The sequence below is a fragment of the Candidatus Azoamicus ciliaticola genome, from assembly GCF_902860225.1.
Classification (GTDB): domain Bacteria; phylum Pseudomonadota; class Gammaproteobacteria; order UBA6186; family Azoamicaceae; genus Azoamicus; species Azoamicus ciliaticola.
Window position 1 is genome coordinate 216,408 of the sequence record NZ_LR794158.1, and the last position, 24,513, is coordinate 240,920.

Genomic DNA, 24,513 nt, shown 5'->3' on the forward strand with positions numbered 1-24,513 from the left:
AAAAATGAAAACAGATGAAATTAAAAAAAATTTTATAAATTTTTTTAAAAAACATGAATATAAAGAATTAAACCCATCGCCACTTGTAATAGAAAATGACAAATCATTACTTTTCACAAATTCTGGTATGGTACAATTCAAAAATATATTTTTGGGCTTAGAAAAATATTTATATCCGAGAATAACAACAATACAACCATGTGTAAGATTAGGTGGAAAACACAACGATTTAGACAATATAGGTAAAACTCCACATCATAATACATCATTTGAAATGCTAGGAAATTTTGGATTTGAGCATGTATCAAAAGAAGAAGCAATAAATTTGGCATTTAACTTTTTAACACATACTCTTGAACTAAATAAAGATAAAATATTTATAACAATAAATAAAAATGATGATGATGTTTTAAATATCTGGTTAAATCAAGTTAAAAAAGATAAAATCATACTAGGTGATAACGATACAAATTTTTGGCAAATGGCTGAAAATGGTCCTTGCGGATTTTGTAGTGAAATATTTTATAACATAAATGAAAGTAACGAAAACAAAAATCTATTAGAAATATGGAATTTAGTTTTTATAAATTTTAACAAAGAAAATGGAAAATTAAATAAATTAAATACACTAAACATAGATACCGGAATGGGACTAGAACGAATAGCTTCAATAAAACAAAATGTTTTTGACAGCTTCAAAACTGATATTTATTCAGAAAAAATAAAAAACATAATAGATCTATTTAAAATAAATATAAAAGAAGATAACCCAAATATACGCATTATAACAGATCACATAAAAACATCAATAATGTTAATAAATGAAAACGTAATGCCATCAAATGATGGAAGAGGATATATACTTAAAAAACTATTACGTAGATCAATAATTAAAAAACAAGAATTAAAAATAAAAACAAGTTTATCTACTTTAGTCGATATTTTTTTAAATAAAAATGAAAAAATAGATAATACAAATATTAAAAAAAATATAATAAGAAATGAAGAAATAAAATTTGAGAATACAATAAAAAATGGAAAAAAATTCATTAAAAAAATAACACAAAAAGAAAAAAATATATCAGGAAAAACATTATTCACGTTATATGATACATATGGTATACCTATAGATATAATAGAAAATTTTACTAAAGAGTCAAATATAAAACTTGAAATAAACGATTTTAAAAAAGAACTTGAAAATAACATTTTAAAAAATAAGTTAAAATCGAAAAAACAAATTGACGATATTTCTTATATAAAAAATATAACACCAACAAAATTTTTAGGATATGATAAAAACAACATAGAAACTAAAATACTGAAAATTATAATTGATAAAAACGAAGAAAAAGAAATAAATATAAATAAAAAAGGCATTTTAATAACCCAAGAGACAACTTTTTTTTCTGAAAAAGGCGGACAAATAGGTGATACTGGTACAATAACAGCTTCAGAAAAAACATTTGAAGTAACAGATACAAAAGAAATAAATAATATATACTTACACTATGGCATAATGAAAAATGGATCATTTAAAACAGGGGATTCTGTAATAACAAATATAAATGAAGATAAACGACATTTAATTGCTAACAATCATTCTGCAACACATTTACTTCATTCAGCGTTAAAAAAAATACTAGGTGCACATGTCAAACAAGCAGGGTCTTTGATTAATGAACATTATTTACGATTTGATTTTATACATTTTAAAACTCTATCTATAGAAGAAAAAAATAAAATAGAAAATACAATAAATAATCACATACAAAAAAATTTACAAGTGAAAATAAAATTAGATTCATTAAGCAAAGAAAAAAATAAATTCAACAAAATAAAAGACAGAAAAATAATTATAGGCGAAGATACATCAGAAGAATTATGTGCTGGCACACATGTAAAAAGCACAGCAGAAATAGGTTTGTTTAAAATAATAAAAGAATTTGGAATAGGTAGTAATACAAGAAGAATTGAAGCAATAACAAATTACACAATAATAAAATTACTAGAAGAAAATGAAAATATAATAGAAAAATTAAATATTATGTTAAAAACAAAAAAAGAATCGCTAATAGAAAAAATAGAAAAAATAATAAAAAATAATAAAGATATAGAAAAAGAAAATCAAAAATTAATATTAGAAAATGCTAAAATCCAACTTGAAAAAAATCAAATTACTATAAATAATAATATTAAAATAATACCATTTTATATAAATTCAAATGATATACAACAATTGAATAATTTAATATCAGATCTTAAAAAAAGCATAATAATTAACTTATTTAAATATAAAGAAAAAAATATTATAAAAATTATTTTAACAAAAGATTTAGAATGCCTTAATGCAGTAGACATATTAAATGAAATTAAGAAGAATGTTCATTGCGAAGGAAATGGAAATAAAAAAATAGCAAATGGAATAATATTAAATAAAATTAACAACAATGAAATAATAAGCTACGTACAGCTATATTTACAAAAACACACAAAATAAAAGTGAGGATAATATGTTAATATTAACAAGAAAAATAGGAGAATCGTTAATGATATATGATAATATAACTGTAACTGTACTAGGTGTAAAAGGTACACAAGTAAGAATAGGTGTTGATGCTCCAAGAAATGTAATTGTGCATAGAGAAGAAATTTTTAAAAAGTTAAAAATAGAACAAGAAAAAAAAATAGCAATGCAAATATAAAATAACACACAACTGGAAATAAATCATATTTCCAGAAAACTAAAATTTATATGTAATTTTAATATCTAAAATTTCTTTATTTTTTTTTAATTCCAAAATTAAATCATCATGTGGAGATACGCCCATATAAATAAAAGATTTAATTAAAATCCACTTACCATAGTTAAAATATAATAATCGTATCTTAGCTATACTATTACCAGATTTATTCGAAACAACATGAAAAAATCTTTTTATAAAATTATCGGATAAAAAACAAGATGACAAATATATATCAAAAAATTCTGAAAAAATAATTTTAAAGAAATAAAAATCTTCTACAAATAATTCATATAAACGCTTATTATAAGAATAAACGCCTATCACAATCATTTTTCCTGGTCTCAAAAGTTCTTTTTTATAAACATATTTTAAAGAAGACAATAAAATTAATTTAGTATCATATAAATTGCCAACGCAAAGTGAATAAAAACTTTTAGAACTTTGATAAATACTTATTATAACTCCACAAAATATTTCATTATAATAAATACCACTTTTATGTGATAATTTAGATATTGAAAAAAAATCATTTATATAATAATTAAGGTAAAAATCTATTATAAAAGAACCTAAAAAATATCTATTACTAGCAAATTCAGTATTTTTATATTCAACCATATAGTAAAAATTTTTTATAAAATAATTAAAAAAATTATCTAAAATAGAGTCAAAAGAAATATAATTAGAAACATTAAAAAAAGCATACAAATCAAATAATTTATTTCCAATTAAAACTAACTTAAACCTAGACTTATTAATTTTATCAAAAATGCCAGAATAAACTAAAGCTTGCAACATTTTCTTGGTTAACAAAGTTACTTCTATTCTATATAAAAAATCAAAAAAACTATTGAAAAATCCAAAAATACCTCTTGTAAAAATAATATCAGCTATTAATGTTTTTCCTAAACCCTTAATAAACCCAAATCCAAAAAGCATCGCATTATCATTTAAAATTGAAAAACAATAATTACTTCTATTAACATCTGGAGGCAAAATTTTTATACCAAAATAAATACATTCATCAATATAAAAATCAACATTTTCAATATTATCCATGTCAGAAGAAAGTAAAGATGATAAAAATATAACATTAAAATTAGTTTTCAACCAAGCTCCAGTATAAGCTAAAACAGCATAACCCACAGAATGAGCTTTATTAAATCCATAACCAGCGAATTTTTCAACCAAATAAAATATATCTTCAGCAGTATATTTATCAACACCATTTAATTCTGCACCATAGCAAAAATTTTTTAAATGAGCTAACATTTCTAAAGTTTTTTTCTTACTCATAGCTATTCTCAATAAATCTGCATCAGCTAAACTATAATTAGCAAAAATTTGAGCTATAAGCATTACTTGTTCCTGATAAACAATCATACCGTATGTTTCTCTTAATATGGGCGTTAATTTAGGGTGAATATAATCTATAACTTCATCACCCATTTTTCTTTTAGCAAAAGATAATAATAAACCAGATTGTAATGGCCCAGGCCTATACAAAGCTATTAAAGATACTATATCTGAAAAAACATATGGATGAATCTTTTGTAAAACACTTTTTATACCATACGATTCAAATTGAAAAATACCTAAAGTATCACCACGATCTAACAAAATATAAGTACTATCATCATCGAATACTTCGTAATCAATGCAAAAAAAATAATTATCATGCAAACTATAATAAGAACACAAAGTATCTAAAACATCAGCAAAAATAGTTAAAGTTTTCAACCCCAAAAAATCAAATTTAGTAAATCCTAAAGATTCTGAATCATCTTTATCTAATTGAGTTAAAAAATTGAATTCAAGGTCTTCATACTGCATTGGTAAATATCCCAAAAGTTCAACTGACGAAATTAATAATCCACCAGCATGTTTACCTATACCCTTAATAACACCTTCGATTTTCAAACTTAAAGCAATGACAATTTGAACATCGTTACTAGCATCATATTCATATTTTAAAAACGGGTTATGAATAAGTTCATGTTTAAGTGAAACACCAAATCCACTTGATAAAGTTTTAATAACTTTATCAATAAAACTATAAGAATAACCTAAAATTCTGCCAACATCTCTTATAACAGATTTTACAGTCATACAACCAAAAGTAACAATTTGAGCAACATTTTTTATACCATAAAATTCAAAAATATAATCCATCACTAGATCTCTTCCTTCAATGCAAAAATCTACATCAAAATCAGGACTAGAAATACGATCTTTATTTAAAAAACGCTCAAACAACAAATCATTTCTAACTGGATCTATACCAGTTATATACAATAAATAAGCAACCAAAGACCCAACTCCGGATCCTCTGCCAGGCCCAACAAAAATATCATTATCTTTTGCCCAACAGATAAATTCATGCGTAACTAAAAAATAATTTGAAAAACCAATATTTACTATAACATTTAATTCAACTTTTAGCCTACTAATATAAATTTCAAAATCAACATAACTAAAAAAATAATAATCAAAAATTAATTTATTAAATGTATACAAAGATATATACTTTTCCAAAGATAATCCAGTTCTATTTTTATATTTAGGAGAATAATCATACCCAAACTTTAAAAAAAAATTACATCTCTTAACTAATTCACTAACATTTGTTATAACATTAGGAATATCAAAAAAAAGATCTTTCATTTCTTTATCTGATTTAAAATACTTATTATCTAAAGATTTATCATATGAATCTGTTAGTCTAGTAACAACATCATCAAACATAGCTATTTTAGATCTATAAGATAATAATTCATTTTTCCTAAGATAAGCAACTTCATTCGTAGCAATAAATATAATCTTTTTATTTAAAGAGAAATCCATAACTCTTTCAAAAAAAAGATTTTCTCCAAAAAATCCCATTCTTGTAATAGATAAATAAAATCTATCTTTAAAAACTGTACTCCAAAATTTGTAAAAATACTCAGCTTGAACAAAATCATTATTTAATAAAGCTTTACCTATATCACTATCTACAGATATTCCTATAGCAATTAAATCATCTGACAGACTAGAAATACATCTATACTTAACAATTGGAACGCCATTAACATCTTTATCTAAATAAGATTTGGCTAAAATAGAAACTAAATTTCTATAACCTTTATAATTTTTACATAATAAAACAGCTTTACCATAACTATATTTTTCAGATTCTAAAAAAATTTCACATCCAATAATAGGTTTGATGCCAAAATCTAAACACTTATTATAAAAAAATAAAAAAGAATAAAGATTAAAACGTTCTGTAAGCGCAGCAACAGAATAATTATGTGCATAACAAGTTCTCACATAATCTCCAACATTAAAAAAACCTGAATCAAAAGAATACTCACTATGAACATGCAAGTGAACGAATCTATTCATTATATTAACTTAAATCTTTTAAATAATTTTTGGTAGACATTTCATTTAATCTACTAATAGTACGTTTAAAATCAAACTTTAATAATTCTCCTTTATATAAATCTAAAACCAAACATTCAAAAGACATAACAACATTTATTTTTCTATCATAAAATTCATCTATTAAAGCTATAAATCTTCTAGCTTCATCTTCGTCATTTATTTTTTTTATTCCACTTATAAATACAATTTTAAACAAAGTTGCAATTTCACAATAATCTAAATGACTTCTACCAAATCCACAAATAACCTTAAAATCAAACCAAATAATATTATCTGCAATATAATGTGAAAAAATTTTTCTATCATTAATCGTTAAAAAAAACTTTTTATTAGGCAAACTTTTTGCAATATTCAAAAATAAATTTTTCATAGATTTAAAAGTAGAAAAACATAAAGAATAAAAAAATAATCGTTCACTACTTAAATACATAAATCTATAATCAACATCACTATTAACACAAACAACTTTTAAAAATTTTTCTAAAAGAACTATCGTTGGCAAAAATTTTTGTCTTTGTAATCCACCTTCATATAATCTAGATGGAATAACATTTGATGTCATAATAAAAAATACACCAAAATCAAATAAATAATGAAAAAGTCTTGCCAAATTCATGGCATCACCTATATCTTTAACAAAAAATTCATCTAAACAAACAACAACATACTCTTTTTGCATAAACTTAGCTAAAACTTTCAAAGGATCTTTTTCACCAGAATAATTTTTTAATTTATCATGAATTAATTTCATAAAATGATGAAAATGAAATCTACCCTTCTTATCAAAAGGCAAAGAATTAAAAAATAAATCTACCAAATATGTCTTACCTCTACCAACATCTCCCCAAATATATAAGCCAAGATTAGCATCTTTTTTAAAAAAACTAAAAACTTCAGAAAAAAATATGCTATCTCTTTGACTCTGTTTTAAAATTAATCTTTCAAATAAATCATTCAATTCTAAAACAACTGCTTCTTGTGATTTATCATAAAGAATTTTTCTATCATTCAAATTTGATCTATATAAATCAATTAAATTAGCCATAAAATTATTTATTATTATCAAAAAAATCTTTTAAAATATAAAGCTGTTCTAAAGCATCCTTAGGTGATAAATTATCAGGATCTATTTTGTCTATAAAATCAAAAATTTTTTTTCTATTATCATTATCACTAATATTTAAAATAAAACTCGTTTTAAATTCGATTAATTTTTTACGAGCAAAAGTAATTACACTGTCTGGTATACCAGCCATACTAGCAACTTCAATTCCAAAACTATTATCGGAAAAACCCTTTTCAAACCTATAAAAAAATTTAAGCTCGCCAGCATCATCTAAAACAATGCAATATATTTTACCTATAGACTCAAAAAAATCACATACAACATGTAAGTCATGAAAATGAGTTGAAAATAAAAAAAATGACCCATTAACTTCAATCAAATATTTTAGTATAGAAAAAGCTAAAGCTTTACCATCTAAATATCCAGTTCCCCTTCCAATTTCATCAATCAAAATCAAACTATTTTTTGTGGCTTTTAATAAAATATCAGCCATCTCTTTCATTTCAAGCATAAAAGTTGAATAAGAATTAGCTAAATCATCTCCAGAACCTATTCGTGTGAAAATTTTATCAAAAATTCCTATTTTAGCAAAGCTAGCTGGAACATGCGATCCTATATGTGCTAATAAAACAATTATTGCAGATTGACGCATATAAGTTGATTTTCCACCCATATTAGCACCTGTAATAATCAAAGACCTTATCTTAAAATCTAAAAATATATCATTGGGAATAAAATCTTTTTTTTTAAATTCAATAACTGGATGTCTGCCAGATTTTATATCTAAAATATTTTCATCAACTAACAAAGGTTCACACCAATTAAACAAACTAGATTGCTCAGCAAAAGAACACAAAATATCTAACATAGAAATGTATCTAGCTGCATTCTTAATAGAAAAAATTTTTTTTTTTACTTTATATAAAATAATATTATAAATACATTTTTCTCTATCTAAAACTCTAATTTTAGATTCACTAAATTTTTTTTCTAACGTCTTTAATTCATCTGTAAAATATCTAACATATCTAGGACCAAATCCTATTTTTTTATACTTATCATCTACTTTATCAGATTCAGATTTAGGTATTTCTATAACATAAGAATTATTTAAAAATAAAACATTTAATGTAGAAATCCCTAAACGTTTTTTTTCATCACTTTGATATTTAATTAAAGAAAAATTTAAATCTTTAACAACTTTTTTATATTTATCTAACCTTTTATCAAATCCATTTTTAATAAAATCACCATCTTTTAAACTAGAAATAGGATTATCTATTATAGCTTTTTCTATTAAATTAACAAGATCATCAAAAAATCCTACATTATGAAAAATAGTTTCTAACAACCCAACCAATCCAATTTTTTCTAACTCAATTTTTATTAATGGTAAAATACTTAAAGATATTTGCAATTGTTTTAAATCAGATGGTTGAGCTAAATAAAAAACAATTTTGCCTAAAATCCTTTCTAAATCAGAAACCATGTCTAAGTTTTTTTTTATTTTCAAATAGTTTTGATTAGTTTTTAAAATCGAAACACTTGAGATTCTATCATTCAATATAAACCTAGATAAAATAGGATATGTTAACCACAACTTTAACAATCGCTTACCCATAATTGTTGATGTTTTATCAATAACATAAAACAATGAATCTCTATCATTCTCGTTTAAACTCTTAAATAACTCCAAATTTTTTCTAGCACTATGATCCAAATACAAAAAACTATTAATGCCATGCACTTCTAATGACACTACATTTTCTAATTTATTATTTCTAGTATGTAAAACAAAATTTAACAAACATCCGGCAGACAAAAGAGAAGCAGAAAAAAAATTTATATCAATACATTTTATGTTTGAAATTCCAAAAAAATTAATCAAAGAATTATAAGCTAAATTAAAATTAAACTTTTCATCAGAAATAGAATTATAAAAAAAATTTTTAGGTAATAAATTAATAAAACTAGATTTATCAGATATTAATATTTCTATAGGATTAATTCTATCTATCTCATTGTATAAATCAAACTTACTATCAACTCTAGATATAAAAAAATAACCAGTACTAATATCTAAAGAAGCTATTCCATAAAACCCATCAAAAAAACTAATACACGTTATATAATTATTATTGTCAGGTGATAAATAACTATCATGAAAGAAAGTTCCTGGAGTAAGTGTGGTAACAACAGCTCTTTCTATCAATCCATCTTTTTTTGTCAAACTTATTTGTTCACAAATTGCAACTTTCATATTAGCTTTCATCAATTTAATAATATGAGTATTTAAAGATTTTGCTGGAAATCCAGCCATTGGCACAGACTTTCCCTTATTAGTTAAAGTTAATGACAATAATTTTGAAGCTTTTGATGCATCATTAAAAAAAAACTCGTAAAAATCACCAACTCTAAATAATAATATTTTATCTTCATGTTGCGATTTTATTTTTAAATATTGTTGAATTATCGGTGTATATTTATCCATAAAAAATAATAATATATATATATAAAAATCAACCAAAATGAAAATGAAAAAAATAATAATTTCTTTTATTATAATCATAATATTTAATAATTGCTACGCAAATGTAAATTATAATAACACAAACATAGAAAAAAATACTATTCTAGCAATAAGTATACCACTTATATTTATAATATGCTATATCTTAATAATTTTGGAAGAAAAAATAAAAATTAAAAAATCAACAATAAGCATATTTTTTGCTACAATAATGTGGATAATAATAACATATTTAACAAAACAATCGGAAAATAGTTCATTGATAAATTTTAAAATATACGAAATTTTACATAAATATTGTGAATTACTTATTTTTTTACTTATAACTATAACATATATAAATGTTATTAAAAAAACAGATATAATAGATATTATACGCAATAAAATAGCTAAAAATAATATATCTTATAAAAAAATATATTGGACAACTGGATTTTTAGCTTTTTTTATTTCACCAATAGCCGATAATTTAACAACAGCATTATTCGCATCATCTATACTAATATCAATGGAAAGTAAAGATACTAAATTTTTAAATCTAGCAACAATAAACATAGTTATTGCATCAAACGCAGGTGGTGTATTTAGTCCATTTGGAGATATAACAACGTTGATGATTTGGCAAAATAATTTAGTAAATACAAAATCATTTATATACACATTTTTACCTTCATTTATAAATTTTATAATACCAGCAATTATAATGAACACACATATAGAAAAAAAAATACTTATAATAGAAAATAAAAAAGTTCAAATAAAAAATAAAAACTACATAATAATACCATTACTATTTATAATAACAATAATAATGACAACAACAATACAAATATATTTGAAAATCCCAGCAATAATAGGAATGTTATTAGGATTTTCATTGCTAGAAATATTTGAAAAAATAAACAATTTTAAAAATAAAAAAAAGTTAAATATACATGAAGAAATAAAGCTTATAGATTGGGATACATTACTATTTTTCATAGGAATAATGCTTTGTATAGGTGCTTTATCAATAATAGGTGTGCTTGAAAAAATATCAATTTACATATACAAAGATATGTTAGAAAATACAAATATAGAAATAAAACATATCATTGCAAATACACTAATGGGAATATTATCTGCGATAATAGATAACATACCAATAACATACGCTTTAATAGAAATGAATCCAAATATGCCGGAAAACCAATGGTTAATTCTGACATTAGCTGTAGGTACTGGCGGAAGTATATTATCAATAGGTTCTGCAGCTGGTATAGCACTAATGGGAACTATGAATGGGAAATATACTTTTATGTCACACTTAAAATGGAGCTGGAGTATACTATTAGGTTATATAATAAGTATACTCGCACAAATACTAATAAATAAATATTTTTTTATGTAAAAATTAACCAAAAGATATAGCTATTATATTTTTACTTTCTTCATCATCTGAATTAAACGGATAAGCTAAAGCAATTTCTAATGGCATGCCAAATGGCGTACTCCACACAAAAGAAATTCCAAAAGAAAATTTTAAAGAATAAAAATAATTGAATAATTTATTTTTCAAACCTTCATTAACATACAATGATGTATCATAAACATTGCCTATATCAAAAAATAATGATGTTCTTATATCTTTTAATTCTTCAGGAAGAAATGTTGGCACATGTAAAGAAAATTTTGCACAAAATAAAAGGTTGCCTCCAATACTTTCATCGTTAGAATCTTTAGGTCCAAGCATACGTTCTTTAAATCCACGCACATTAGTATTACCTTTCATGTGAAAATTTCTAAAAAATGGGAAATCATCATCTCCAGAATAAACGCTTCCATAATATAAACTAGATGTAACATTAATAATATAATCATCATAAAAATTATAATAATAATTAAAATCATAATTAAACGTATAACACTTTATTTTAGATCCAGGCATATTAAATCTGAAAATAACATTATGATAAAAACCACTTGAAGAATAAGAAAATTTATCAAAAGAATTATAATTCCAAACTATATTAAAAAAATAATCTTTAAAATCAAAACCATTTTGCTCTATAAATTTTTTAATTTCAATAGAAGATGACTCATCATACATTCCTAAAAAAGTCATATCACATCCAACTCCAAAATTAAACTTTTCAAATTTATTTAAGTCCCAAGAATAATACAAATAAGCGCCAAAAGTTTCATACAAAGTGTTAATATAATCAGCATCTTGATCAAATAAATCTGATCTATAATATAAATTATAACCTATTCCAAAAGTTTCATCTGAAAAATAAGGAATGAAATAGCTAAATATAAAATCTGTTTCAACGCCATTACTATTTATATCCAATGCTATATCACTACCTATACCCAAAAAATTAGATAATTCTGTATTTAAATTTATACTAAATCCATCATCATTACTATACGATAAGCCAGCAGTTACTTTACCAAATTTTTGCTCATCAATAATGTAAAAAATATCAGTTTCTAAATAATCATCAGGATTTTTAACATACTCTATATTAACAGAATCAGCAATACCACTACGAATTATCTCGTTTTTACTGAATTCAACATCATCTAAAGCTAAAATAGAACCTTCTGTAAATGGTAACATTCTTCTTAAAACACTATCGCAAGTTAAAAAATTACCAAAAAAACTTATATACCCAACTCTAGTTTTTAAAGATTTAATAATAGAAAAATTAATACCAACTCTAGATTCACCAGCATAAAAAATAGAAAAATCAATATCATGATTTAAAAAAACATTTCTCATCAAAAAATCTTTTAACTTAGACTTAACTTCCATTAACAATTCTCTAGAAAAAACATTTCCTATCTTTAAATATGAAAATATAACAGAGTTAAACTCATCCTCCAAATTATCCTTTTGTAAAATAACTTTATCTCCATGTATATTAATAGAATCAATATGATATAATTCTCCTTCACAAACACTTAATAAAACATTGAAATTATTTTTTTCCTTAGAAAAAAACACTCTAATAAAATCAATGTGAAAATCTGAATAACCTCTATCAAAATAATAAGCTTTCAAATTATCTACATCATTCTCAACTAAATCAGGAAAAAATAAATCATCTTTTAAAAAAAATGACATCCAATTAGAATTAGAATATGATAATGAGGATATAATTTTATCTTTATCAAAAACAGAAACACCTATTATATCTATATTCTTTATTTTTTGTAAAAAACGCTTATCAAGCTTAATAATTAAATCAACACTATTTAAATCTTTATTAAAATTAACAACTAAATCCATATTTGGAATATTAAATCCAGAATAAGCGTAAAATTGAAACAAATTATTCTTAAAAAAACTAATATTGTTACCATCATATAAACAACCACGATAAATTTCGAATCTATTTAATAATGACAAAACATATTCTTTATCAGAATCTACATGCAAAACTACTTTTTTAATAATAGGTTTTTCAACACAAAAAACTTTAATTTCTTTATTATTCCAAAATACTTCTACCTTATTAAAAATATTTAAATCAATGAGTTTTTTAAAAAAAACATCATCATTACATTTATAAAAGTTTGTATTATCAAATATTTTATTCAAAATCTCTTCGTGAGAAAAATAATTAAGACCATAAAATTTAACTTTTTTAAAATTAAATTCTTCTCCAAACAAAGAACATGAATAAAAAAATAAAACAAAAAATATTTTGAAAATAAACATAAAAAAACACTTAAACATTACAAATAATTAATATTAAAATAACAATCAAAAAAAATAAAGACAATAAAAAAAATAATATTATCGTTTTATAACAAAACCAGAGTATAAAAAATAAAGACAAAAAATATACATAAAAAATATAACTAAAAAAATTAAAAATACAGAATAAAATATATTAACTTCAGATATACCTAAAAAAGAATATCTAAAAATATTAACCAAATAAAACATAGGATTTAAATAAACAATAATTTTCAAAACCTTTGGTAATAAATCCAAAGAAAAAAATATACCACTAAAATATATAAGCGGAGTTAACACAAAAGTTGGAACTAAACTAATATCATCAAATTTTTTAGCTAAAATAGCATTAAATAATCCAAATAAAGAAAAAAGTAACGAAGTTAAAAAAAATACAAAGATTAAAAAATAAAAATTATAAAAATAAAACTCATTTAAAAAAAATACAAAAAAACAAACCCCATTAAAAATAAAAAAAGCTCTTATTACACCACCAAAAATAAATCCATTTATCAAAACAAAAAAACTAATTGGTGAAATTAATAGTTCTTCTATATATTTTTGAAACTTAGAACTAAAAAAAGATGATGATACATTAGCATACGCAGAACTTATTATAGACATCATTAATAATCCAGGAATTATATACTGAATATATTTATATCCTGACATATACCCAACCTTTAAACCAAGTATCTTACCAAAAATAATAAAATACAAAAAAATAGTTATAATTGGAGGTAAAACTGTTTGCGGCCAAATCCTAATAATTCTAAAAAACTCTCTCCTAATTATAGTAAAAAAAGCTATAAAATTAAACATTTTTATCATTAATAACAGAATTTAAAAAAAAATCTTCAAGTGGATTATTTCTCATAGAAATACTGAAAATATTAATATTATTAGACATTAAAAAATATAAAAATTCATTCAAGCTATCATTATTTGAAAGATGCAAATCTATAGTATTTTTGTCTAAAATAGAAATTTTAAAACGATTAAAAGATAATAATTTATCTACACTACATACTTTAATAGTAAAAAATTTATCTAAATTAAAAAAATGCAAATCTTTCATTGCTAATTCTTTTAAAATTGCACCCTTATTAATAACAGCAATTTTATTACATAAAGTTTCTACATCACCCATATAATGCGTAGTTAATATAATTGTTTTACCTAATTTATTTAACTCCATTAAAAAATTTAAAATAACTTTTCTAGAAAAAATATCAACTCCAGCCGTAGGTTCATCTAATATTAATATATCAGGATTATGAATTAAAGCACGAACTAACATAAGTCTACGTTTCATACCACCAGACAAATTAAAACTTATAGTATTACGCTTATCCCACAATTCAAAAAAACTTAATAAAGATTTCACCCTATCAAAAATAAAAGATCTAGAAAATCCATAAAATCCAGCTTGATTAAAAACTATGTCAGAAACACTTTCAAATTGATTAAAATTAACATCTTGCGGGACCACACCTATCAAAGACTTAATGAAAATAGAGTTATCATCTAAATTAACCCCACTTATAAAAACTTTTCCTGAGGTTTTTTTTATTAAAGAAACTATTATATTTATTATCGTAGATTTGCCTGCACCATTTTTACCTAAAATTGCATAAAAATCACCATAATCGATAGATAAATTAATATCATTTAAAGCCAAAAAACCATTATCATACTTTTTTCTAAGATCAGATATAAACAAAGCACTCATAAAATCAAATGTAAGTCTTAAATTTATAATTAGGAAAATTCAAAATAGATTTTTCTATTATATTTAAATCCATATTAAAAAAAGCAGTTGATAATGCATCACAAAAGCTACATTTTTCTCCAAAAACAGTGAGAAATAAATAATTTTCTTTTGACTTTAAAGAATATGGGTTTATTATATGATGTGAATTATTAAAAGTTTTTTTTAAATATCCAGCTGAAATAGCTATGCTTCCATCAAATAAATCAAAAAAAAAGTCTCTATCATTTAAAAATTTATATAGACGTTTATCAAAAGAAATTTTCCATGGTAAATTATTAGGCATACCGCCCATAACTCTAACATCTCCTCCAAATTCAATTGCCGCATGTTTTATGCCATTTTCGGATAAAATATTTAAACATTCATCTATAGTAAACCCTTTGCCAATGCCACCTAAATCAACCATAGAATTTTTTCTATTTAATTTTAAATAATTACCATCGAAAATAAAAAGATCATCTTTCATATCACAAAATTCAGTAATATTACCAACAATAGGAACGAAATTATCTATGCCAAATTTATACAACAAATTTCCCATTCCCATATCAAAATAACTAAATGTTTTTTTAGATATAAAATCACCAATTTTCAAAACATTTAATGTATCTATTGACATTTCATTAAACCCTAAAGGATTGTTATTTAATATTCCAACATCAGATAATGGCGAAAATTTTGTTAATACATTTTCTAAATATTTGATTCTGTTAATACTTTTATCAATTACAAATTTACCATATGCTAAATCATCACAAAAAATTTGAATTTTACCATTAGTTCCCATTAAATAAAAATCTTCGCATAAAAACTTAGACGAAAAATCTTCTAAAAAAGATTCATAAAACAAAAAATTAAAAGTAAACGCACTACCAGTTAAAAACACTTTATTTAAAAAACGTCTTCTATCTAAATAAAACATAAATATACCATAACTATTTTTTAAAATTAATTTTCAAAGCTTCAGCTAAAGTATGCCAAATCAATGTAGCACATTTAACTCTGGCAGGATACTTTCTAACATTAGCCAAAGCATTTAAATCACAATAAACTTCATCATAACATATAGACTTTTCATCTTTAATAATCTTTATAAAATAAATAAATAAAGTCTCTGTAATTTTAATCGATTTATTTTTTAATAATAATGTTAATACAGAAGCAGACGCAGTAGAAACGGAACATCCTATTCCCATAAAAGAAATATCAATTAAAACCTCATTTTCAACACATAAATAAATGTCAAACTTATCACCACACAAATGATTAAATCCTGTTGAAAAATGAGTGAATTTATCTAAAATAACTCTATTTCTAGGATTAATACCATGATCAAGTATTAAGTCTTTGTACAAATCAAGCATAACAAACCTAAGAAAATATTTTCTTAGCCTCAAAAATAGATTTTATTAAAACATCTATATCAGAAAAAATATTGTAAAAACTCAAAGATACTCTAATAGAAGACGAAATATTATAGAAATTCATAACAGGCATACAACAATGATGACCAGTTCTAACAGAAACACCATAATGATCTGCTACAGTAGCAAAATCATGTGGATGAATTCCATCTAATAAAAAAGAAATTATACTTGAATTATTATTAGGAGAACCAATTATTTTTACATAAGGTATTTCAAATAACCTATTGCACAAATAATTAAATAACTCTTTTTTATAAAGAAAAAAATCATCCAAATTATAAAAATTTAAAAAATCAATAAGAGCTCCAAAAGCTATAACATTAGCTATAGCTGGTGTGCCAGCTTCAAACTTATAAGGTAAATCATTCCATATTATATTGGAAAAACTAACGCTTTTTATCATGTCTCCACCACCTTGATATGGAATCATACTATCTAAAAAAGAAGTTTTAGCATATAACACACCAAGACCATTCGGTCCATGCATTTTATGAGAAGAAAAAACATAAAAATCACAATCTATATCTTTTAAATCTACTTTACAATGAGAAAATGATTGTGCACCATCTATTAAAACAGGAACATTAACTGAATGTGCTAAAGAAATGATTCGTTTAATATCATTAATAGTACCTATAGAATTTGAAACATGTGCTACAGATAAAATTTTTGTTTTATGCGTTAACAAAGATTCAATTTTAGAATAATCTATAGACCCATCATTTAACATAGGTATGATTTTCAATCTTGCATTAAATTCTTTGCACAACATATACCACGGAACTATATTAGAATGATGTTCCATTTGCGAAATAAGTACTTCATCTCCAGACTTTAATATCGGTCTTAAATAACTATTAGCAATTAAATTTATACCTTCAGTAGTATTTCTAACAAAAATAAAATTTCTGTAATCTTCTCCATTTAAAAAAATATTAAGCTTATTTCTAACATTTTCATATTTTTCTGTTGCTACTTCACTTAAATAATAAGCACCTCTATGAATATTAGCATTATATTTAGAATAATATTCACTAAAAGAACTTATAACACACTCTGGAACTTGCGTAATAGCAGCATTATCCAAATAAACCAATTTATTACCATTAACTTTAATATTTAAAATTGGAAATTTTTTTCTAAAATCATCTAAATCTACAGTTTTCATAATTAATATTTATAATATTTTTCAAATAAAAAAACAAATATATTAAAATAATATAAACTAACATCACAAATAATATCATTTAAAAAAGCATGTATTAATAAATTTATACACTCATCCTTAGAAAAACCTCTAGACATAAGATAAAATAAAACTTCTTCTTCTAAAAATCCAATAGTTGCTCCATGAAAACATTTAACATGATTATTTTTAATAGCCAATTCTGGTAACATATTTATGCTAGAAAAATTATCTAATAACAAACTTTTACAAATTACTCCACCATCTGAATTATAAAAATTAAAATCTACATCAATTAAAGCGTTAAAATTGCAAATAGAAAAATCAGATAAAACAGATTTAAATAAAACTCTGCTAAATGAATTATTTCCATAATGATAAACTTTAGTTGTAATATCATTTTTTGATTTAAACTTTAACAACCTAACAACATTTGCAGCAACTTTAGAAAAAACATCAAAAAGAAAAAAATAACAATTAGTTTTAGAATTAGCGCACCCAAATAAATGATTATTATAGTTCAACGAAGAATTATTATAAATTTTACTGTAAATAGAATATGTATCAAAAGAATTTAAATTAGATTCATTTAAAAAAAAATAATTAACTTTTGAATATTTTTCTAAACACATATAATTATTATAATTTACAAATACTTTATCAGACATATTATTTACATAATTAAAAATATTTAAATTCGAACAATTTTCTATTTTTAAAAAGATTCTCGGAGAATAAAAATTACATTCGTAATCATTATTAAAAAAATTTAAAATATATATAGGTTTATTATTAAAATTATCATTTAAAATAGAAAAATATCTTATTTTTTTATAAAATAAAATATTAATAATAAAAAATATATTCAGATTTTTTAAAATACATTCATCATTAAAAAATGAAACATTTTTTATAAAATTATCATCAAAACAATCAAAAGTATTTAAAACTATATTTGCATTAAAATTTTCTGTTAAAATAAGATGATCATTTAAAAACACACAAATTGGCGAACCATCTACAATATTGAAATTTACATATTTTTTATAATCAAAACTAAAGTTTTGTTTAGTTACAATAGAATCAATGCAAGAAAAATCTATATTCTTAATCAAAAATGAATCATTTAAATAATCAGATTCTAGATATTTATTAAAAAAATTTTTTAATACATCAATATCTAATTCAGATGTTGTTAAATTATTAAATAAATTACTTAAATAAAAAACATTATTATCCATAAAATATACTACGTAAATTGAAAATACCCATTACTATTAATATCATTTAATAACTCCGTATTTCCAGTTTTTACAATTTTCCCATCACACATAACATGAATAAAATCTATATCAATATATTCTAATATTCTAGTATAATGTGTTATAATCAAAAAAGAACTATTTTTATTTTTAAAATTATTTATAGACTTAAAAACATTTTTTAAAGAATCAACATCCAAGCCAGAATCAATTTCATCTAAAATAGATAAACGCGGTTTTAAAAGTAATAGTTGTAAAACTTCATTTTTTTTCTTTTCGCCACCAGAAAAATCTACATTTAAATACCTATTTAATAATTTTTCGTCCATTGACAATGACGTCATATAAGTTTTTACTTCATTCAAAAAAGAAATATTATCTAATGGTTCAATACCATTTATTTTACGTCTATAATTTAAAAAAGATTTAAAAAAATCTAAATTGGAAACTCCTGGTATATCAATTGGATTCTGAAAACTTAAAAACATTCCATTTAAAGAAATCTCATTTTTAGCTAGCTTAAATAAATCAACACCATTAAATAATACAGAACCAGAAAAAGAATAATTAACATAATCACCAGCTAAAAATCTTGCTAAAGTACTTTTTCCAACACCATTAGGCCCCATAATAACATGAACTTCACCAGGTAACATATTTAAATTAAAATCATTTATTATTTTTTTATCATTTAAAGATACAAACAAATTAGATATTTCTAAAACAAAATTTTTACTCATCCTACTGCACCTTCTAAACTTAAATCTAATAACCTTTGAGCTTCCAATAAAAACTCTAAAGGTAATTCACTAATAACTTGTTTACAAAAACCATTAACTATAATACAAATGGCACCTTCTTCATTTAACCCACGTTGCATACAATAAAACAATTGTTCATCACTAATTTTTCCAGTAACTGCTTCATGTTCAATTTTAGAAGTGGAATTTTTACTTTTTATACTAGGATAAGTATAAGCAGAACATTTATTTCCAAATAACAAAGAATCACATTTAGTATAATTTTTTGAATAAAAAGAATTAGATAACATTGAAACAATACCTCTATAAGTATTTTTAGAATTACCCGAAGAAATACCCTTTGCAATAATAACACTAGTGGTATTTTTACCAACATGAATCATTTTTGTACCAGTGTCTGCTTGTTGAAAATTATTTGTCACAGCAACAGAATAAAATTCTCCAGTACTATAATCGCCTTTCAAAATAACAGATGGATATTTCCAAGTTATGGAAGACCCAACTTCTATTTGATTCCACGTTATTTTTGAACCAATTCCTAAACATAACCCTCTTTTAGTAACAAAATTATAAATACCACCCTTCCCATTAGAATCTCCTGGATACCAATTCTGAACAGTAGAATACTTAACTGAAGCATTATCCAAAGCGATTATTTCAACAACGGCAGCATGTAATTGATTTTCATCTCTAATCGGAGCAGTACATCCTTCTAAATACGTAACACCGCTATTCTTATCAGCAATAATCAAAGTTCTCTCAAATTGTCCAATTTTAGCAGAATTTATTCTAAAATAAGTAGATAAATCCATAGGACAAATAACATTTTTAGGAATATAACAAAAAGATCCATCACTAAAAACAGCTGAATTCAATGCAGCAAAAAAATTATCAGAATAGGAAACAACACTACCCAAATACTTTGAAACCAAATCAGGAAAATTAATAACAGCGTCAGAAAAAGAACAAAAAATAATACCATATTTAGCTAATTCTTCTTTAAACGTAGTAATTACAGAAACACTATCAAAAACTGCATCAACAGCAATGCCAGAAATACGTTTCTGTTCATCTAAAGAAATTCCAAGTCTATTATAAGTATCCACTATCCTAGGATCTAATTCATCTAAAGAATTAATATTTTTTTTAATGTTTGGAGCAGAATAATAAATTATGTCATCATATTTTATAACATCATAAAAAACATTTCCCCATTTTGGTTCTTTCATGCATTTCCATTTATAATAAGCCTTCAATCTAAAATCTAATAAAAAATCTGGTTCAGATTTTTTATTAGATATCAACCTAATAACATCTTCATTTATTCCAGGTAATATACTATCAGAATCAATATCAGTATTAAATCCAGCAGCATATTCTCTTTTAATAAATTGTTCTAAATTTATCTTAGTCAAAATAATTCCTCAAAATATATAATTGAATTCAAAAAAAATTTTTTATAACATTAAAAAAAATAACAAAAAAAAATGATAAAAACTATTAAAACAATATGCTATAGAGCAATTATAAAAAAATTTCCAATTTTACACAAACAATTAAAATTAAAAGATATAGATGTATCACAATCAAAAGACACTGCAAAATATCATTTTCAATTTAATGGTGTTATGAAGCTGTCTCAATATACAAAAGAACATCCATTAAATATAGCAAAAAAAATACAAGAAAGTATAGAACAAATAATATCAAACGAATTTTTAACTTCAGAAATAACACATCCAGGATTTATAAATTTCAAAATAAATCAAAAACTTATTAAAAAAAAATTAAACAAATTATTTAAAAAAATTAAAATAAAAAATAAAGAAAAAATAATAATAGACTATTCAAGTCCAAATATAGCAAAAGATATGCATGTTGGGCATTTAAGATCAACAATAATAGGCGATTGTCTTGCAAAAATACTAAAATACACAGGAAATACCGTAATTAAAATAAGTCATTTAGGTGATTGGGGCACACAATTTGGAATATTAATAAATTATATAAAGAACAAATATAATACTCAAACAATTAAAAAATTACCGCTACAAAAATTATCAGAATTATACAAAGATGCTCAAAAAAAATTCGAAACTGATAATAGTTTCAAAGAACATGCAAAAAAAGAAGTAATAAAACTTCAAAATAAGGAAAAAAATACGATAAACATATGGAAAGAAATAAATAAAATATCAAAAAAAGAATATAAAAAAATATACGACTTATTAAATATTAAAATAAAGTACAAAGGTGAATCATTTTATAATGATTTAATAAATCCATTAATAAAAAAATTTGAAAAAAAAAATATCATAGAAATATCTAATAATGCTAAATGTATATATATAGACGGAATGATAAACAAAGAAAATTTACCACTGCCATTAATAATAAAAAAATCTGATGGCGGATCAAATTATGCAACAACTGATTTAGCAGCATTATACTATAGAATAAAATATAATAAAGCAAATAAAATAATATATATAACAGATGTCGGGCAAAGCATGCATTTTAAAATGGTTTTTGAAGCAATTAAAAAAAGTGAAATAAATAAAAATACACACTTAATACACTTACCAATTGGGTTAATGCTAACTTCTGATGGGAAAAAAATTAAAACTAGATCAGGTGAATCTGAAAAATTAATATCTTTGTTAAAAAAAGCAATAAACTACTCAAAAAAAATACTAAAAAGTAAAAATAATAAAATTAACAAAACTATGTTAAATAATAGTGCAAAAATATTAGGTATAAATACAATTAAATATTCAGATTTATCTAATAAAATAGATCAAAATTATATATTCGATTACAAAAAAATACTTCAATCTAATGGCAATACTGCATCATTTTTAAATTATGCATATGTAAGAATAAATAGCATAAGAAATAAAATAAGGGATAATAAAAAAATAGATGAAACTATTTTAAATCTACAAGAAAAAACAGAAATAGATTTAGCTGTACATTTAACACAGTATAATTATATAATAGAAAAAACAGAAGACGAATTAAATCCTAATATTTTAACAACATATTTATATAAATTAGCAGAAAAATTCCATTCATTTTTTCATGAATGTAACGTAATAAAATCACAAAACAAAAACAGCAGATTATTACTTTGCAAAATAACAAGTAAAATTTTAAAAAGTGGAATGAGTTTATTGGGACTAAAAATAATTAAAAGAATGTAAAATGAATGAAAAAAATATTTTTGACATAATATCAAAAAAGTGGTGGGATAAAAAAAATATCTGTCAGCCATTACATATAATAAACAATATAAGATTTAATTATATAAAAAGCAAAACTAACATCATAAACAAGCATATTTTAGATTTAGGTTGTGGAGGCGGCATTCTAACAGAAAAATTAGCACACCATGGGGCTAAAATAACCGCATTAGATAAATCAAAAGAACTCATAAAAATAGCCAAATCTAGGCTAATTTTTTCATCTATTAAAATAGATTATTTGAATATAGATATAATAAATTTTCTAAAAAAATGCCAAACTAAATTCGATATAATAATATGTATGGAATTATTAGAACATATAGAAAATAAACAACCAATAATAAACTTATTAAAAAACATACTAAATGAAAACGGAACAATAATAATATCTTCTTTAAATAAAAATATATTAACATATATTAAAATTATATTATTTGGAGAATTTATTTTTAAAAAATTACACAAAAATACACATATATTTAATAAATTAATAAAACTTGATGAAATTAAAAAATATGAAAATAAATTAAAAATAACAGATATAAAAGAAATAAAATATGATTCAATATTTAAATATTCAAAAATAAATAAAATACCAAAAATGAATTACATATTAACTTTAAAACATGTTGAATAATTTAAAAAAAATAGCAATATTATTTATAACAAGTTATATATTTAATGCATGTTCATCACAACAAATTAACATCGCTGTTGCAGCAAATTTTTTAACTACAACGCAAAAAATATGTTATTTTTTTGAAAAAAAATATGAAAAATGCATTATATCAATAAGTTCAGATTCTACATCTAATTTATTTACAAAAATTAAAAACAAAGCACCATTTAACATATTTATATCTGCTGACACAAAACACGCCAACATACTAGCAAAATCAAATTTTTACAAAAATAGAACACATACTTACGCAAAAGGTTATATAACACTAAGTAAAAAACAAAAAAAAATTAAAAAACAAAATTTAAAATACATAAAAAATGAAAAATTTTTTACAATAAGTAATCCTAAACTTTCCCCATATGGAAAATCTAGTCACAACTTTATTTTAAATCTAAAATTAAATCATAAAAAAATAATATTAGGCCCAAATATAAATCATACATTTAATCTTATAAATAATAATACATGTAACATCGGAATAAATTCCTTCTCGCAAAATATACAAAATAAAATAAAAAAACTTACATATTGGAAAATACCAAAATATTTGCATAAAGAAATTAAACAAAAAACCATTATAATAAAAGAAAATAAAAATAAACAAAATAAACTTTTTTTTAAAAAAATAAAAAATAATAAAATAAGACACATAATAAAAACAAATGGATACAAATAAT

At 22.7% G+C, this 24,513-nt stretch carries 18 protein-coding genes; 6 read left to right on the plus strand and 12 right to left on the minus strand.

Annotated features, from left to right (window positions below):
- Positions 1-4: 4 nt before the first annotated feature.
- Both alaS and csrA read left to right on the plus strand, forming a co-directional pair.
- Positions 5-2,500: an alanine--tRNA ligase gene (gene alaS / locus ESZ_RS01365; protein ID WP_176604993.1), complete on the plus strand. Its 2,496-nt coding sequence runs from the start codon at positions 5-7 to the stop codon at positions 2,498-2,500.
- A 13-nt stretch (positions 2,501-2,513) separates the two neighbouring features.
- Positions 2,514-2,705, plus strand: coding sequence for a carbon storage regulator CsrA (csrA, locus tag ESZ_RS01370; RefSeq protein WP_176604994.1), 192 nt, complete (start codon positions 2,514-2,516; stop codon positions 2,703-2,705).
- A 39-nt stretch (positions 2,706-2,744) separates the two neighbouring features.
- Here the strand turns inward: csrA and ESZ_RS01375 are convergent, their stop codons facing one another.
- Genes ESZ_RS01375 through mutS form a run of 3 tightly spaced genes read right to left on the minus strand, consistent with a single transcriptional unit; the run spans position 2,745 to position 9,811 of the window.
- Entirely contained in the window at positions 2,745-6,134 is a 3,390-nt protein-coding gene (locus ESZ_RS01375; protein WP_176604995.1) for a DNA polymerase III subunit alpha, read from the minus strand.
- A 4-nt stretch (positions 6,135-6,138) separates the two neighbouring features.
- On the minus strand, positions 6,139-7,221 hold the full coding sequence (gene zapE, locus ESZ_RS01380; RefSeq protein WP_206752496.1) for a cell division protein ZapE: 1,083 nt from the start codon (positions 7,219-7,221) through the stop codon (positions 6,139-6,141).
- A 4-nt stretch (positions 7,222-7,225) separates the two neighbouring features.
- Entirely contained in the window at positions 7,226-9,811 is a 2,586-nt protein-coding gene (gene mutS, locus ESZ_RS01385) for a DNA mismatch repair protein MutS (RefSeq protein WP_176604997.1), read from the minus strand.
- Here mutS and nhaD point away from each other — a divergent pair.
- Positions 9,777-11,162, plus strand: coding sequence for a sodium:proton antiporter NhaD (gene nhaD, locus ESZ_RS01390; protein WP_176604998.1), 1,386 nt, complete (start codon positions 9,777-9,779; stop codon positions 11,160-11,162). The genes mutS and nhaD overlap by 35 nt on opposite strands.
- 3 nt (positions 11,163-11,165) lie before the next feature.
- Here nhaD and bamA read toward each other — a convergent pair whose 3' ends face one another.
- The 9 genes from bamA to sufB form a co-directional block, all read right to left on the minus strand.
- Positions 11,166-13,478 (minus strand): outer membrane protein assembly factor BamA, encoded by a 2,313-nt coding sequence (gene bamA / locus ESZ_RS01395; protein ID WP_176604999.1) that lies wholly within the window; start codon positions 13,476-13,478, stop codon positions 11,166-11,168.
- A 78-nt stretch (positions 13,479-13,556) separates the two neighbouring features.
- A complete protein-coding gene (locus ESZ_RS01400; protein ID WP_176605000.1) occupies positions 13,557-14,330 on the minus strand; it encodes an ABC transporter permease in 774 nt (257 codons plus the stop codon).
- The gene (locus ESZ_RS01405; RefSeq protein ID WP_176605001.1) at positions 14,314-15,231 is read right to left on the minus strand and encodes an ABC transporter ATP-binding protein; all 918 of its coding nucleotides are present in this window, start codon (positions 15,229-15,231) and stop codon (positions 14,314-14,316) included. Before ESZ_RS01405 ends, ESZ_RS01400 begins: the two co-directional genes overlap by 17 nt.
- A gap of 4 nt (positions 15,232-15,235) precedes the next feature.
- Positions 15,236-16,195: an FAD:protein FMN transferase gene (locus ESZ_RS01410; RefSeq protein ID WP_176605002.1), complete on the minus strand. Its 960-nt coding sequence runs from the start codon at positions 16,193-16,195 to the stop codon at positions 15,236-15,238.
- 13 nt (positions 16,196-16,208) lie between these two features.
- Positions 16,209-16,637 (minus strand): Fe-S cluster assembly sulfur transfer protein SufU, encoded by a 429-nt coding sequence (sufU, locus tag ESZ_RS01415; protein ID WP_176605003.1) that lies wholly within the window; start codon positions 16,635-16,637, stop codon positions 16,209-16,211.
- Between the two features lie 7 nt (positions 16,638-16,644).
- Positions 16,645-17,868, minus strand: a complete 1,224-nt coding sequence (locus tag ESZ_RS01420) for a SufS family cysteine desulfurase (protein ID WP_176605004.1) — start codon at positions 17,866-17,868, stop codon at positions 16,645-16,647.
- Positions 17,869-17,870: 2 nt separating this feature from the next.
- On the minus strand, positions 17,871-19,127 hold the full coding sequence (locus ESZ_RS01425; protein ID WP_176605005.1) for a SufB/SufD family protein: 1,257 nt from the start codon (positions 19,125-19,127) through the stop codon (positions 17,871-17,873).
- An 8-nt stretch (positions 19,128-19,135) separates the two neighbouring features.
- Positions 19,136-19,888 carry a Fe-S cluster assembly ATPase SufC gene (gene sufC / locus ESZ_RS01430; RefSeq protein WP_176605006.1) on the minus strand — a complete coding sequence of 251 codons (753 nt, stop codon included), beginning with the start codon at positions 19,886-19,888 and terminating at the stop codon, positions 19,136-19,138.
- Entirely contained in the window at positions 19,885-21,330 is a 1,446-nt protein-coding gene (sufB, locus tag ESZ_RS01435) for a Fe-S cluster assembly protein SufB (RefSeq protein WP_176605065.1), read from the minus strand. Before sufB ends, sufC begins: the two co-directional genes overlap by 4 nt.
- A gap of 66 nt (positions 21,331-21,396) precedes the next feature.
- On the opposite strand from sufB, the gene argS reads away from it, so the two are divergent.
- From argS to modA, 3 genes are read left to right on the plus strand one after another with little or no spacing between them, the layout of a single operon-like run.
- Positions 21,397-23,112, plus strand: a complete 1,716-nt coding sequence (argS, locus tag ESZ_RS01440) for an arginine--tRNA ligase (RefSeq protein ID WP_176605007.1) — start codon at positions 21,397-21,399, stop codon at positions 23,110-23,112.
- Position 23,113: 1 nt separating this feature from the next.
- Positions 23,114-23,791 carry a bifunctional 2-polyprenyl-6-hydroxyphenol methylase/3-demethylubiquinol 3-O-methyltransferase UbiG gene (gene ubiG, locus ESZ_RS01445; protein ID WP_176605008.1) on the plus strand — a complete coding sequence of 226 codons (678 nt, stop codon included), beginning with the start codon at positions 23,114-23,116 and terminating at the stop codon, positions 23,789-23,791.
- The gene (gene modA, locus ESZ_RS01450) at positions 23,781-24,512 is read left to right on the plus strand and encodes a molybdate ABC transporter substrate-binding protein (protein WP_176605009.1); all 732 of its coding nucleotides are present in this window, start codon (positions 23,781-23,783) and stop codon (positions 24,510-24,512) included. Before ubiG ends, modA begins: the two co-directional genes overlap by 11 nt.
- The last annotated feature ends 1 nt before the right edge of the window (position 24,513 follow it).

What these genes read in the sequence shown, in the direction of transcription:
- modA (WP_176605009.1), top strand. Translation starts at nt 23,781, where the DNA reads ATGTTGAATAATTTAAAAAAAATAGCAATATTATTTATAACAAGTTAT.
- mutS (WP_176604997.1), bottom strand. Translation starts at nt 9,811, where the DNA reads ATGATTATAATAAAAGAAATTATTATTTTTTTCATTTTCATTTTGGTT.
- zapE (WP_206752496.1), bottom strand. Translation starts at nt 7,221, where the DNA reads ATGGCTAATTTAATTGATTTATATAGATCAAATTTGAATGATAGAAAA.
- ESZ_RS01405 (WP_176605001.1), bottom strand. Translation starts at nt 15,231, where the DNA reads ATGAGTGCTTTGTTTATATCTGATCTTAGAAAAAAGTATGATAATGGT.
- sufU (WP_176605003.1), bottom strand. Translation starts at nt 16,637, where the DNA reads ATGCTTGATTTGTACAAAGACTTAATACTTGATCATGGTATTAATCCT.
- ESZ_RS01400 (WP_176605000.1), bottom strand. Translation starts at nt 14,330, where the DNA reads ATGATAAAAATGTTTAATTTTATAGCTTTTTTTACTATAATTAGGAGA.
- alaS (WP_176604993.1), top strand. Translation starts at nt 5, where the DNA reads ATGAAAACAGATGAAATTAAAAAAAATTTTATAAATTTTTTTAAAAAA.
- bamA (WP_176604999.1), bottom strand. Translation starts at nt 13,478, where the DNA reads ATGTTTATTTTCAAAATATTTTTTGTTTTATTTTTTTATTCATGTTCT.
- ESZ_RS01375 (WP_176604995.1), bottom strand. Translation starts at nt 6,134, where the DNA reads ATGAATAGATTCGTTCACTTGCATGTTCATAGTGAGTATTCTTTTGAT.
- argS (WP_176605007.1), top strand. Translation starts at nt 21,397, where the DNA reads ATGATAAAAACTATTAAAACAATATGCTATAGAGCAATTATAAAAAAA.
- ESZ_RS01410 (WP_176605002.1), bottom strand. Translation starts at nt 16,195, where the DNA reads ATGTTTTATTTAGATAGAAGACGTTTTTTAAATAAAGTGTTTTTAACT.
- sufC (WP_176605006.1), bottom strand. Translation starts at nt 19,888, where the DNA reads ATGAGTAAAAATTTTGTTTTAGAAATATCTAATTTGTTTGTATCTTTA.
- csrA (WP_176604994.1), top strand. Translation starts at nt 2,514, where the DNA reads ATGTTAATATTAACAAGAAAAATAGGAGAATCGTTAATGATATATGAT.
- nhaD (WP_176604998.1), top strand. Translation starts at nt 9,777, where the DNA reads ATGAAAAAAATAATAATTTCTTTTATTATAATCATAATATTTAATAAT.
- ESZ_RS01420 (WP_176605004.1), bottom strand. Translation starts at nt 17,868, where the DNA reads ATGAAAACTGTAGATTTAGATGATTTTAGAAAAAAATTTCCAATTTTA.
- ubiG (WP_176605008.1), top strand. Translation starts at nt 23,114, where the DNA reads ATGAATGAAAAAAATATTTTTGACATAATATCAAAAAAGTGGTGGGAT.
- ESZ_RS01425 (WP_176605005.1), bottom strand. Translation starts at nt 19,127, where the DNA reads ATGGATAATAATGTTTTTTATTTAAGTAATTTATTTAATAATTTAACA.